Source organism: Streptococcus infantis, from assembly GCF_047465185.1.
GTDB classification, from domain to species: domain Bacteria; phylum Bacillota; class Bacilli; order Lactobacillales; family Streptococcaceae; genus Streptococcus; species Streptococcus infantis_O.
The window spans coordinates 563,623-577,190 of the sequence record NZ_JASHAJ010000001.1; the positions used below are offsets into that span (position 1 = coordinate 563,623).

Sequence of the window (13,568 nt, forward strand, 5' to 3'; positions counted from 1 at the left end):
AAAATCTCCTAATCAAAAAACTGTGATAGATCTAAGGCATCAAATGGATTCGAATTGAGACTACTCTGAGAATTGAGTAACAGCCTACTCTCATCAGACTCAAGAAAAGCTTCATACACTCGAGCAGTCATACGAGCATCCTCTAAACTATTATGAGATCGCCCTTTAAAACCTAGAAAATTAGCCACAGTTTGTAATTTTAGATTAGCAATTCCATGCAGATCAGAACTACGTCGCTCAAGTGCCTCATTGTAGAGATCGACAAAATATTGTTCTCGATAGTCCAAACCATGTTCTAGTAAAATCGGTAAATCACTCTTTGCTGCATTATAACCAACAAGGGGTAAATCACCAACAAAATCTTGAAATTTTTGGAGGACTTCTTCTACCTTTGGGGCATCCTTGAGTATCTCTGAAGTAATACCAGTCAAACCATTAATAAAACTCTTTAAAGGTACATCGGAGTGAACATAAGAGTCAAACGCTTCTACCTCTTCACCATCTTTAAAGTGCACTGCCGATACCTGAATCAAATGAGTCTTATCTTGGTGTTTGTTGAATTCTAAGTCAAATGAGATATAATCTCTTACTGTTTCCATCTTATCATTCCTTATTGATTTGTAAAAAGAAACCACCTGGTCTATTTATAGAAACCAAGCAGTTTTTTCTTATTTTCCAAATAAGCGAGCAAAGAAGCCTTTCTTCGATGCTTGTACTTCTTGCTTAGCTTGATCCAACTCCAACTGAAGTGTTTCTTGATCCTTCATTGCTTGAAGGGTTAACTGTTGTTGTTGATCCAATTGCTTATCTTTTTCAGCAATTTGGCGGTCTTTAACACGCATCTGTTCATCTTTTTCAGCCAGTTGCTTGTCTTTTGCTTTCAGTTGTTCATAAAGACGGATGATTTCAGCGTTCTTTTCATCAACAAGAATTTCCATGAGTTCTCGTTGCTTAACTTCATCACTAACTGGTTCATCTTCAAAGATAGTCTTTTTGTAGATTTCTTCAAGTTTGATCAATCCACTGCGAGTAACTACAGTAACACCTTTGTCGTTTTTTGTAATATCTTCTTCAGGTAATTCTTTGACACGATTATTGATTGCTTGTCGGGATAGTCCCAAGACCTCAGCAATCTCACTGACAGTCATTTCAATACTCATAATATCCTCTATTTTTCTCTAGCTTTTCTTAAATTAAATCTTATCATAAGTAATTCAAACTGTCAAATAACACTGTATTTTCAATGGTTTTTTAAGACATAAAATTTTAAATCTATTTATCTTCAAATATTTTAAAAAGATGAGAAAATCTCATCTTCGGACTAGTAGATAAAAATCATTAATTCGTCAAATAATTAAGAGAAAACCTTTCTCGGTTTGTAAAGATGTTCTCGTTTCTCTAAAATTGCTAGTAATTTATCACCTTCAAAGCCAGCCAATTCCTTCTCAGTTTGTTCCAATTCAATAAAGCGACCAAAACGCACTTCTTCAGCCTGTTCTGGAGTCAAATAAACTTTGACTAAGTCACCTGTCCCAATCTCCAATGGATGAAGAAAATCTAACTCACCAGCTTGAACCTTTTCCTCAATTTCATTCAAGGTCAAAGCATCATCTAACTGCAAGCCTGCAGCACTGGTCCTTGTTAAATGAGACATATGAGCTGAATAGCCAAGTTTTTCTCCCAAGTCAACTGATAAGGTACGGATATAAGTCCCTTTGCTACATTTTACACGGAAGCTAAATCGAGCAAGATTCTCCACATAGGAAATGGGACTGGTTCTTTCGAAACTATAGATCGTTACCTGACGTTCTGGACGCTCCACTTCTTGACCAGCACGCGCATACTCATAAAGTTTACGACCATTGACCTTAACGGCTGAGTACATAGGTGGAACTTGGGTGATAGTACCTGTTAAACTAGCAATCGCTTCATCGACAAGTTTTTCATCCAGTGGAGCTAAAACAGGAGTTTCTGCAACAACTTCCCCACTAGCGTCTTCGGTTGTTGTTGAATATCCTAATGTGATTTCTCCCTCATAGACCTTGCCTTCATCCTGCATGAACTCTACCATGCGAGTCGCCTTCCCTACAGCAATGGGTAAAACACCCACTACATCCGGATCCAAAGTGCCACCATGGCCTATCTTCTTAGTCCCTAAAATCTTACGCAGTTTAAAAACTGCATCATGCGAGGTCATCCCTGCTTCTTTCTTTAAGTTGATAATACCGTTCATGTCTTGCTTTCTATTTTCCTTTCTCATTTTTTGCTCAATTAAATCGAACTAATTACATTTTATATTATTTATAACAGTATTAGATTGACAAGTATCATAAATGATTGGTTTCTATCACTACTATTGTTACGAGTTTCCCAACTGTTTAAATATGAACCATTTTAATTATTTGTAATAAAATTAATGATTTTCAATGTTTAATTCTACTTTTTAAATTCATTTTTTGAATCCAGTTTTTAATCTTTTCATCATAGATAGAATAAAGCTCCCCAAAATATCCAGTCCTATCAAAATTATAAATATTCTCCCAAACCAAATAAGCCAAAGGGGGGTGTATGAACTAGGACTAAAATAGCCTATATTATACATAATACCTAGGAATATTGAACAAAACAAAATCTCAAGGAAAATTCTAATCTTTGCTTTCTTCAAACTGAAATCCTTAAATAAATTTCGAAAAGTCTCTTTTTTCTTAGGTACATCTTCCCAATACTCCTTGCTTTGAATTTTTAGATATAAAAGATAGGCGACTTCTGTGATCAGTTGGGAGAAGCCATAGCTAAAAAGTACCGCTGTTAGAATTCCTAAAACTAGCGCAAACTTACCAGAAAGAACACCGCCTAGCATGGAAACTGTAAAAATAATGAGAAGAGAATTATTATTGTGGGCACTAGATTTCGCAAAATAATTACCCATTGTTCTATTGGTAGAAAAACCTTTTTTTAACTCTCTTTTTAGCCAAAAATAGTGATAAACAAAACCAACAACTGTACAGATTAACAAAAAAGGAATGGTGTATAATGAACGTAAGTTATATTCTTGCAAATTAGTCCCTGAATAAACAAGAATAATATAGGATATAAGTATCAAGGATAAAAAAATACCTATATAAGATAAAAGTAATAATATGGTTGATAAAATCTGTCTACGATAAATAAATGTCATTCCTAGCGGAATAAATGTTGCCACGACAAGATAAATAACATAAATCAAAACAAAATCAAAAAAGTAATTTTCCAAAGGATTTATTCCGTAGCCTTTAACAAAATAAAAATATTGGAAAAGCAGAAACAATGCCGAAGCGAAGGCTCCTGTAAACGAAATAAACATCATACTTGCAGATGCGCGAGTATTCGCTAAGCTTTTAAAATATGCTTTATTTAATTCTTCAACTTCTTTCACTGTTTTTTCTTTCCTTTTTTGAATCCAGTTTTTAATCTTTTCATCATAGATAGAATAAAGCTCCCCAAAATATCCAGTCCTATTGCATAGATGAACAATTTGACACTCCAGACCAGCCAAATAGGTCGCTTAATGCTCTCATCTGAATAACCACTATAATTAATAATCCCTAATAATATTGCAAAAGCTACTATTTCAAGTGGGATACGAATTTTTGCTTTCTTTAAACTGAAACCCTTAAATAAATCACGAAAAGTCTCTTTTTTCGTAGGCACATCTTCCCAATACTCCTTGCTTTGAGTTTTTAGGTATAAAAGGTAGACAACTTCTGTAATCAATTGAGAAAATGCATAGCTGAAAAGAAGAGCTCCAAGAATTCCAAAAATAAGTATCAATTTACCTGAAAGAAGACCACCTAGCATAGAAACTATAAAAATAATAAGAAGAGAGTTCTTACTATAAGTACTGGATTTTGCAAAATAATTACCCATTGTTCTATTGATAGAAAAACCTTTTTTTAACTCTCTTTTTAGCCAAAAATACTGATAAATAAAACTTAAAATTGTACAAATAACTAAAAATGGAATAAAAATTGGAGAATATAGAGAGAATCCTATAGTAAATTCCTTCGTTGAAATAGAAGTCACTATAATTAAAAGCATCATCAACTGCAGAGAAAAATATATGACTATATAGACTAGTAGCAGAAAAATTGTTGACAAAATTTGCTTCTTATATACAAAGAGACCAACTAATGGAATGAAAAATGCAATAATAAGGTAGAAACAAGAAATCAAGAGTAAATCAAAGAACCAATTCATAAATGGATTTATTATAGCAACTGTGTCAAAATAGTAATAAAAAGCGAAAATTTCTAGTGCTAATATAAATACTCCTGTCCATGAAATAACCATCATACTTGCTGATGCGCGAGTATTCGCTAAGCTTTTAAAATATGCTTTATTTAATTCTTCAACATCTTTCACTGTTTTTTCTTTCCTTTTTTCTTAGTTCCTAAAATCTTACGTAGTTTAAAAACTGCATCATGCGAGGTCATCCCTGCTTCTTTTTTTAAGTTTATAATACCGTTCATTTTTTGCTTTCTAATTTCTCTTTCTCATCATGTGAATAATACAGTTTTTTAATGCGTTCCAGTATCATTTAAACCATCCTCTCATGCCTTTAATTAGGCTATTGACACCTTTTTAATATTTCTTTTAATGCAGTATCAATAATAAATCAATAGGTAAATACCCTACTATTCACCTCTGTCTCTCCAATTCTTTATGATAGTATAAATATAATGTATCAGTATTGCTACTAAAAATGCGAACAAAGGGCGTAATGATACCAAACTGATACCCACAACAAAGAAGGCTGATAAAAAATAAATGATAAACGCCTCTAACTTAGATGGTCTTCTCTCCTCTGGAAGCATATCTAAATGTTCCTTCGTTATAGCTGAGCGTTTATCGAATCGATAAAAGAAACGATATCTTGCAGATAAAGAATCAATATCTAAAAAGTCATACCCCCTAATATAATCAATTACGTAAAATATCAGTAAATTGTCAATTTCGTCAATATTTTCAGTATAGAGAGAAAAGTTTCTCTTTCCAGCAATTGCAATGTTACTTGCAGCATAAACGGCAATCGGAATGCCATCTTTTGTAACAGGTAAAATATCTCCTTTACTACCTGAACCTACACACGTCATTTCATAGTTATTTAAATTGAATTGAAAAACTCCATGCCAGTATGCTTGTTCCCATAAATGTTCAAATCTTTCTTCTTCAAAATAAATCAAATCCTTATTTAACCCTCTTGCGACTATTCTTTTTCTTTTAGAAATATATTCTGATACTTTCAAGACTAGAATTTCTACATCTTTTGCATATAGACGATAACCTGCCTCTTCTTGAACGATTTCAATTCTTTCAGTCCAATGTTCATCATCAGGTAATTTTGACTCAAGGATAAATCCTTCTGAGTTTCCACGTAATTTTAATTGTATTTCCATGTTTTATCCCCCTATTGATAAGCCCAATCCAAATGGTCCCAGTTTCATTTTTGCCTCTGCTTTTCAGTAACTGGACAATGATTAACAATCATGACAGGCTCTACACCTTCTCTCACTCGAACAACACTTCCAATCGGTAAAGCCGTACGTTCTGACATTAGTTTTCTCCTTCTAAATATTTTTTCGCTTCCTGAACATAAAAGAGTTCTGGATTTTCATGGGCGATGCTTTCAAACAAACCACGGGCACGAGCTTCATCTCCTTTTAATTGGGCATTGAGAGCGCCGTAATAAGAGAACATGATTCGAGCTAACTTATTTTCTGGTTCTGTGGTATCGAAGTAGTCGTTCACTTCTTTATTGAACACAATGTCTTTTATGGCTTGAGTTTGGGCGACTAGTTTAGCTTTGCCTCCTTTAAAATCTGGCGCCTTGGACAATTGTTCCTCAAAGAAAGCAATATCTTGTGCATCTTGAAGATGAATGCAAACTTTTAATAGCTCATAGGTTGATATTAAAAATGTATGGTTCCTGAATCTCTTCCAAATTTTCTTCAAATCATATTTGGACATATTTTCCTTGGCAGCTTGAAAATCTCCTTTTAGATAAGCCACTTGACCTTGGATAAATTGGCAATACTCACGATATGTTGCCCTAAAGGGCTTAATAGATTTTTCTGATTGAACCCTGAACATGTCTTCATAGAGTTTAAGATTAATAGCATCGTTTAACATTAGATAAATAACTTTGTTTAGGATAAAACGTAGATATAAGATCCAGATGATTAGAATCCACATCAGTGAAGCAAATATCACCCCCAAAATTTTGGTATCAGGTTGGTATACTAAAAAAACTCCTATTGCTCCAATAGCTATTGCTACAACTGAACTAATTAGAATAACAGTCTCTATTTGTAGAAGAGTGTTTTCTGTCGCTGAACTGACTATTTTTTTTTCTAATTTCATATATTACTCTCTTATTTCTCTGCTCCTATATATTTCTGCGCTTCCTGTACATAGAAAAGCTCTGGATTTTCATGGGCGATACTTTCGAAAAAACTACGGGCACGAGCTTCATCTCCTTTTAGCTGAGCATTGAGAGCTCCGTAATATGAGAACTTGATTCGAGCTAGCTTATTTTCTGGTTCAGTTGTATCGAAGTAGTCGTTTGGTTCTTTATTAAACACAATATCTTTTATGGTTTGGGCTTGTGCAACGAATTTAGCCTTACCACCTTTACAATCTGCAGCCTTGGACAATTGTTCCTCAAGGAAAGCAATACCTTGCGCATCTTGAAGATGGATAGAAGATAGAAATTCATAATATAATTTCTTAAATTCAAATATTTTTCTATTTTTTTTAGAAATATTAGAAAGATTGATATTTGAATATTGACTAAGTGCTAATAAAAAATCTCCTCTGAGGTAAGATAATTCTCCTGTGATTAATTCAAAACTTACTTCATTGAATTTCTTATTAAACTTATTGGAATGACTAACACTGTGTTCAAAGAAAGATTGATATTTCTTAAAGTCAATCAAAGTCTCCTTCAAATATAGGAGAACTTTCCAAGTCAATAAATTTAAAAAGATGCCAATAACTATAAATAATACCGACAAAAATAACAGATAACGTACTGCAATAATATTTTGTTTAAACAATAAAAACAATCCCAAAATTGCTATATAAACTGCAACAACTACTAAATATGAAGATAATCGAATACAAATATTATAAAGAAGTTTTACATCTTTATTTGCTAATAATTTAATCAAGCTTTTCAATTTTATAAAAATCCTCCAAATAAAATTGTTTACTAGATTCTCTCAGTAAAAAATTTTCAAAATCACCTTCATCTTCAACTATTGTATACATTCCGTTGTTCACTATAAAATAGTCATTATTGATCATGTAGTGTCCATCGGAAAGTCTTGAAAAATCAATGTCTTCTAACTTCAATTTGTCACTTTCACTAAGTCTTAAACATAAACGAAGGGCTCCCTCTCTCATATAATCTTTAAGAGAAATTGTTGCATATCCTCCAAATGCTTGTTTTTCTGGACTAGATGACTTCTGATTTTGAACTGCTTTTTCTTTAATAAAAGGAGTGATTCTAAATGAACGTGATATTTGAAAACCTGGGCTAGCCAATGGCTGTTCTTTATCATCAATAACTGCTAAATCATATCCTTTCTTTTGTATTGCACTTTCTACAGTTGATTTAAAATCATTCAGAACTGTCTGTGCCTCTTGGCTCGATACAGAAAGCCTCAAGAATTCTTTAAAACCATAATTCTCATTAATGAAACTGACCTCTGTTAATCTTTGATGAATGTACTTAGCACCTACTTGAATAGTTATTCCATTATCCGATACTTCAAAAATACTAATATCTGAAACGTTACTATCTATTTCTACGCTTTTAAGAGCAACATCATAATTCATTCCCCTAGAAGAATAAAACTCTTTTAATTGTTGAACTTTAGCATTATTTCTAAAGTGGCTTTGAATTCTACTTCCTATAAGTAGAGAAAAAATCCCAATCAAAAATATAATAAGTAAATTACGACTTAATTTTGGTTTATAGTTTTCCTTTTGATAAATCCAATCTAAATACGGAAATAAAAATAATAAAAAAACAAAACTCCAAAGATCCAGATCTTTTATAAAGTCAAAGGAAACGATCATTTTAAATCTTAGCAAAAACATTAGAAAAGTTGCTAAAAAAACATTTCCAATCAACAGGAATGCTATCAAACACTTCGTTTGATTTTTTGCTTTTATTACATAAGTTATACCTACAATAAGATTGGCTAGAAAGCTAAAAGCATAGCCAAAAATAGTTGGAATAAGGCCAACTACACCAAAAAAACAAGCCATATCTGGAACTTTCGTTAGAAACTGTTGAGCCTTCTAAGTTCAAAAAGCCGTATAAGAAATTGAGTAAAAAAACAACTAATGGTAAATAGGCAATATAGACATCTGTAAATTTTAGAGTTCTTTTTATAGTCAAGGTCATTACCCCTTCAAGGCATCAAACTTAGCCTTCATTGTTGGATTTTTACGGGTCAATTTTTTGACTGATACATCATCCAACTTATTATTAGCTAGGCGGAGTTGATTTTCGGATGTGGTTAGGAATTTCTTGACTTCTTCCATGCGTTTGATGGCCTTGTCAATTTCATCAATGGCTTTACCGAAGTTAACAGAAGCTGAATTGTAGTTTTTGGCAAAGGCTACCTTGAAAGCTTCCAAATCTTCCTCAAAATGAGTGATATCAATGTTTTGCTCACGTATAAGCGCCAACTCCTGCTTATATTTTAGAGAGTTAAGAGCCGCATTACGCAAGAGCCCAATCAGTTGGATAAAGAACTGAGGACGCACTACATACATCTTCTCATACTCATGACTAACATCCACAATTCCAGTATTGAAGTAGTCATTATCAGCCTCAAGCATACTTACCAAAACTGCATACTCACAGTTCTTCTCACGACGATCCTTATCCAACTCTTTGTAGAAATCGGCATTCTTATGCTTCTTTTCAGTCCCGTCAGCTTCATTTTTCATCTCAAACATGATGGAAATGAATTCTAGCCCATTTTCATCAAAGTCACGGAAGATAAAATCACCTTTAGAGCCACGAGCTGAGACTTTGTTATCCTTTTCGAAATAGGCATTAGGGAAGGCAAAGCTACGAACCTTGTTAAACTCACTCTCCGCATACTGCTCTAAACTCTCTCCAATAGCCTTGGTTGATTGTTGAGCCTTGAAATTCTTGTAAAACTCAACTTGCTCATTTGCTGCCTTAAGTTGGGCTTCATAGTTTTGTTTAACCGAAGTCAGAGAAAGCTCGTTTTCTTTTTCTTGTAAAAGAAGCTGGTTTTTAACCTGATCTCTTTCTTTCTCTAGATCAGACAGTGTCTTTTGCAGTTGATTCTCATGCTCTAAACGTAAGGTAGCTAGTTGATTTTCAAGTGCTTGAACTTCTTTTTCTTTCTCTAGCAGACTTTGGCCAGCAGTTTGCTCCACTTCCTTTTTAGCCAATTCCTTTTCGGTATCAAAGTTCTGAATTTGACTTTGAAGCTGGGCAATTTTTTGGTCTTTTTGCGCTAGTTTTGTCTGCTGTTCATTCATGGCTTTTTGCTCAGCCAAGGCCAGCTCTTGCTTCATGCGTTCATGCAATTCCTTATCAAACTCTACAGTTCGAACTTGAGAAATCAGCTCTGCATATTGGCTTTCATTAACTGTAAAAACTTCCCCACAATTTGGACATTTAATTTCGTTCATGATTTTCCTCTGTATCAAACTATTCTCCATTCATTATAGCATGGAAAAACAAAAAGAAAAAGTTGGAATCAATCCAACTTTTAGTCTACGTATGTATCTTCGTTCTTGTTTAAGAAGGCATAAGGCAATCCAATCAGTAGACCACCTCCTATAAAGTTACCAATAAAGGTTACCCCCCAGTGACGAAGAATATTTCCAATACCGAAGTTTGCGATTGAATCAGCAGCAACACTGAACTTCACAATTGCAAATGAAGCAAAGTTTGCGGCGATGTGCTCATTTGTTAAGAATACAAACATGTAAATGGCTGATAGAACCAACCAAAGTTTTGCTCCACCATCCTTAACTAAAACAAATGAAAGAATGGCAATGTTTACAAAAATATTTGCTAAGATACCTTCAAGCAATACTAACTCATTTGAACGTGCTAATTTCATTTCAACAACTCCAGAAATAAAGCTATCATGTGTTAAATTAGCGTAAGCTGCTGAATGAGCAAATCCCCAACCAGCGATAAGCGCACCAATTAAGTTAAAGAAAGTACAATATAGAAGAATTTCAGCAGTTTTTCTCCAGCTAATTTTTTTCAAAAAGCTACCAGCTGTCAAGAACATCATGTTAGATGTTACCAATTCAGCATTCAAGAAGACAATATAAGCTAGTCCCCAAGCGAAAACAAACGGGAAAAGGAAGCGTCCACTACCTGGTGCAATCTTATTAATCAAATCTGCACCAACAGCTCCTGCTGCTGTACTGAAAGTTAAAAAAGCACCTGCAAACATTGAACGAATTGCATATTTAAATTTACTTTGACTGTAAAGACTTTCCTTTTTCTTACATGCAAATTCGATTTTTGAAATAAATTCTGATGAGACCATATAAACTCCTAAAACTTTTATTTGTGAATATTATAACATAAAATCGATATAATGGGAAGGCTTTCCTAAATCAATCACTAATAATTTTTAAAAATATCGGAATCGTTTACACTCTTTTAGTTTTAAGGTTTTACACTTCAAATATCTCTGAAAACAATTCCTGAACTTCTAGAGCTATTTATTATAATTAATATAATTTTTACTAAAATAAAAAGAGAGAAACCTAGCATTTCTCCCCACTTCAATTGATAATTTTTAGTCTACATAAGTCTCTTCATTTTTATTTAAAAAGGCATATGGTAATCCAATCAAGAAACCACCACCTATTAAGTTAGCAACTAAAGTGACACCCCAATGACGGAGAATATTTGCGATTTCGAAATGCTGAACTTCATTAGCAACAATGCTAAATTTAACAATACTAAATGATGCAAAATTTGCAGCAATATGCTCGTTTGATAAAAATACAAACATAGAAATTGCTGACAATATAATCCAAAGTTTTGCAGACGCATCCTTGACTAAGATTGAAGACAAAATAGCGATATTAACAAACACATTGGCAAGAATACCTTCAAGTAAAACCAATTCGCTCGGACGAGCCAACTTCTTAGCTACAAGTTTTGGTAAAAAACTATCATGAGTCAGATGTGAAAATGCTGAAGAATTCGCAAAGAACCATCCAGAAATCAAAGCTCCAATAAGATTAAATAGCGTACAGTAAAGCAGAATCAGCATCGTTTTTTTCCAGGAAATTTTCTTTAAAAAACTTCCGGCAGTTAAATACATCATATTAGATGTTACTAATTCGGCATTCAAAAAAACGATATAGACAAGACCCCAGGCAAATACGAATGGAAATAGAAAATATCCTGAACTTGGTACAATGGTGTTCATTAAATCTGCACCAATCGCACCTGCAGCGGTGCTAAAGGTTAAAAAGGCACCTGCAAACATTGAACGTATAGCATATTTAAACTTACTCTGATCAAAAAGACTTTCTTTCTTATGACAATAATAATCTATCTTCGAAATAAACTCTGAAGAACTCATAAAAACTCCTTAAAATATCTCTGTTAACATTATAACATAAAATACTTTAAGTGGAATAAATTCTTGTTCTTTACATTTGAATGTTAGCAAAAGCTTCAATTTCTTCTGCAGTCAATCCTACCAGCTCTGAAAGCCACAAGCCGACAATATCTGATAAAACAGAATCGCAGATATATTCATTCTCACCATGACCATATTTACAAGTGAATAGTGGAGTTCTTATCGCTGATTGATAAAAATTGAAGGCTAACTCTTGCAGTTTCTCTGGCTGAAATTCAAGTCCCAACTCTTGTGCGAGTCCGGCTCTCACTTTATCCCACAATTCACCTTTTGACTGGTAGTTTTCTCGTGCTTTGTAAATAAATCCCTGACAGAATTTTGACAACAAATCCTTGTTTTGATAGAGCAAACAACAGGAAAAGTCTGAGATAGAACCAGCATGAAGTAAGAAAGTAAGCAATTCATCAAGGCTTTCTGCTACCCGACCAACTTGGCCTTCACTCCCTATAAAACCTATACTCTGATCCTCAAGAATTACATATTCTCCCCCACTACCGTCTTTAGCAAAGGCTATGGGCGAAAGAGAATAAACTTCATTGTTCTGAGAAAATTCAACCTCTTTCAACTGGTCATAAAAGAGAATATCGCATTCTTGCATCAATAAAATTCTTAGTTGTTTATCTTCTCTTATTACTTGTAGTTGATTCATATTAGCTACTCTCCTGGCTTTGACAATTGTCACAAGTGACAACAATTCAATTTTAGCAATCGACTCTTAATAATAATAATAGATTTTAATATGGCACTTCTTGGCCACACTGGCAAGATTTTTCAATAACTCCTCGTTTCTTTTGCTTTTTCCAAAATGAAAAGTAAAAGATTTTCCATCTTTCCTTGTAAAGTACAGATGATACCTGTCCCCATTCATTCTTCTCCCTCGAACGTAATCAATATCAATCTGTCTAATTTCAGCTAGAGGAACAATCCTTTTTCTAAAAAGAATAATCGTGTGAATGTATAATCTTCCCTTTGCAATATGAAAAGGATCCAACATACTCCCACCACTTTTTAAAGATGTCTTAACTCTTTGGAAAAAAAGATAGAAATAAAATAGTGCTAAAAAAATTAACAAAAATCTAATGACCTGATTTTTCCAAAGGACTTCAAAAACTGAAATACGATAACCATACATATTAAAATAATCCCTTTTTTCTTTATTATACCACTTTTGTTGAGCTTCTAGGTTCATGGACAAAGAAAAAAACTGAACAAAGTTCAGCCCTTTTCAATAATATTTCATGTGATATCTTTATCTAGTCAAATCAATACGTTGACCAATTTTACCAATGATAATGGCACCGACAATTAGTGAAGCGAATTCTCCGATACCAGTAGTGAACCAGGTAAAGAAGAAAGGTGCTTCTGCTACGATGTTTAATTCAGCAGCAATGGTGATCATTGAAATTGAAAATAGAATTGAAAAGAAGAAATGATCTTTACGAATCAATCCATTAAAAAGATAGTCTTTACTATATTTACTGAACAACCAAACTCCTAAGCTAAGGAAGACAAGAGTTGAGCCTCCACCTACAGCGACATCAATGAGTCCAAAACTGAAGAAATTAGCAATCATACATCCAAGAGTAACCCCGATAATGTACTTAGGATTGTAAAAAGCTAAGAAGTTCATCATTTCAGATATACGGAACTGATAGGCGCCATAACTGATGGCATTCAGTGGTGGAGTGATTGTCAACACCACATAAATAGCTGCGACAATGGCAATATCTGCCAAATCACGGACAGTAAGTTTTTTCATATTTTCTCCTTTAGCGGATCTCCCGCGTCTAATATGCTTGGTGAAAGAAGCTAAGCACCAAGGGTTGAGCAAGTCAACTTTATTAGTATAGCACA

16 protein-coding genes, 1 pseudogene and 1 riboswitch are annotated in these 13,568 nt (G+C 33.7%); all 17 genes and pseudogenes read right to left on the minus strand.

Going from position 1 to position 13,568, the window contains the following annotated elements:
* Positions 1 to 8: 8 nt before the first annotated feature.
* Entirely contained in the window at positions 9 to 599 is a 591-nt protein-coding gene (locus QM382_RS02835) for a 3'-5' exonuclease (RefSeq protein WP_414253570.1), read from the minus strand.
* Between the two features lie 69 nt (positions 600 to 668).
* A complete protein-coding gene (locus tag QM382_RS02840) occupies positions 669 to 1,160 on the minus strand; it encodes a DUF536 domain-containing protein (RefSeq protein WP_004252719.1) in 492 nt (163 codons plus the stop codon).
* 194 nt (positions 1,161 to 1,354) lie between these two features.
* A complete protein-coding gene (truB, locus tag QM382_RS02845; RefSeq protein ID WP_414272463.1) occupies positions 1,355 to 2,233 on the minus strand; it encodes a tRNA pseudouridine(55) synthase TruB in 879 nt (292 codons plus the stop codon).
* A gap of 216 nt (positions 2,234 to 2,449) precedes the next feature.
* On the minus strand, positions 2,450 to 3,415 hold the full coding sequence (locus QM382_RS02850; protein WP_414272369.1) for a hypothetical protein: 966 nt from the start codon (positions 3,413 to 3,415) through the stop codon (positions 2,450 to 2,452).
* The gene (locus QM382_RS02855; RefSeq protein WP_414272370.1) at positions 3,412 to 4,401 is read right to left on the minus strand and encodes a hypothetical protein; all 990 of its coding nucleotides are present in this window, start codon (positions 4,399 to 4,401) and stop codon (positions 3,412 to 3,414) included. The genes QM382_RS02850 and QM382_RS02855 overlap by 4 nt, the downstream gene beginning before the upstream one ends.
* Before the next feature lie 11 nt (positions 4,402 to 4,412).
* A pseudogene (gene truB / locus QM382_RS02860) lies at positions 4,413 to 4,508 on the minus strand (tRNA pseudouridine(55) synthase TruB); the annotation flags it as partial.
* 165 nt (positions 4,509 to 4,673) lie between these two features.
* Positions 4,674 to 5,435, minus strand: a complete 762-nt coding sequence (locus QM382_RS02865) for a hypothetical protein (protein ID WP_414272371.1) — start codon at positions 5,433 to 5,435, stop codon at positions 4,674 to 4,676.
* A 44-nt stretch (positions 5,436 to 5,479) separates the two neighbouring features.
* A complete protein-coding gene (locus tag QM382_RS02870) occupies positions 5,480 to 5,593 on the minus strand; it encodes a DUF4176 domain-containing protein (protein WP_414272372.1) in 114 nt (37 codons plus the stop codon).
* Positions 5,593 to 6,399: a hypothetical protein gene (locus QM382_RS02875; protein ID WP_414272373.1), complete on the minus strand. Its 807-nt coding sequence runs from the start codon at positions 6,397 to 6,399 to the stop codon at positions 5,593 to 5,595. The genes QM382_RS02870 and QM382_RS02875 overlap by 1 nt, the downstream gene beginning before the upstream one ends.
* Positions 6,400 to 6,410: 11 nt before the next feature.
* On the minus strand, positions 6,411 to 7,208 hold the full coding sequence (locus tag QM382_RS02880; RefSeq protein ID WP_414272464.1) for a hypothetical protein: 798 nt from the start codon (positions 7,206 to 7,208) through the stop codon (positions 6,411 to 6,413).
* The gene (locus QM382_RS02885) at positions 7,201 to 8,313 is read right to left on the minus strand and encodes a glutamyl-tRNA amidotransferase (RefSeq protein ID WP_414272374.1); all 1,113 of its coding nucleotides are present in this window, start codon (positions 8,311 to 8,313) and stop codon (positions 7,201 to 7,203) included. Before QM382_RS02885 ends, QM382_RS02880 begins: the two co-directional genes overlap by 8 nt.
* A gap of 138 nt (positions 8,314 to 8,451) precedes the next feature.
* Positions 8,452 to 9,723 carry a DUF2130 domain-containing protein gene (locus QM382_RS02890; protein WP_414272375.1) on the minus strand — a complete coding sequence of 424 codons (1,272 nt, stop codon included), beginning with the start codon at positions 9,721 to 9,723 and terminating at the stop codon, positions 8,452 to 8,454.
* An 80-nt stretch (positions 9,724 to 9,803) separates the two neighbouring features.
* Positions 9,804 to 10,601: a formate/nitrite transporter family protein gene (locus QM382_RS02895; RefSeq protein ID WP_414272376.1), complete on the minus strand. Its 798-nt coding sequence runs from the start codon at positions 10,599 to 10,601 to the stop codon at positions 9,804 to 9,806.
* 255 nt (positions 10,602 to 10,856) lie between these two features.
* Positions 10,857 to 11,654, minus strand: coding sequence for a formate/nitrite transporter family protein (locus QM382_RS02900; protein ID WP_303405203.1), 798 nt, complete (start codon positions 11,652 to 11,654; stop codon positions 10,857 to 10,859).
* A 70-nt stretch (positions 11,655 to 11,724) separates the two neighbouring features.
* A complete protein-coding gene (locus tag QM382_RS02905) occupies positions 11,725 to 12,363 on the minus strand; it encodes a hypothetical protein (RefSeq protein ID WP_414272377.1) in 639 nt (212 codons plus the stop codon).
* Positions 12,364 to 12,429: 66 nt separating this feature from the next.
* Positions 12,430 to 12,846, minus strand: a complete 417-nt coding sequence (locus QM382_RS02910; RefSeq protein ID WP_414272378.1) for a hypothetical protein — start codon at positions 12,844 to 12,846, stop codon at positions 12,430 to 12,432.
* 117 nt (positions 12,847 to 12,963) lie between these two features.
* Positions 12,964 to 13,473 (minus strand): QueT transporter family protein, encoded by a 510-nt coding sequence (locus QM382_RS02915; RefSeq protein ID WP_004252705.1) that lies wholly within the window; start codon positions 13,471 to 13,473, stop codon positions 12,964 to 12,966.
* Positions 13,471 to 13,568: riboswitch (PreQ1 riboswitch) on the minus strand. It overlaps the preceding gene by 3 nt.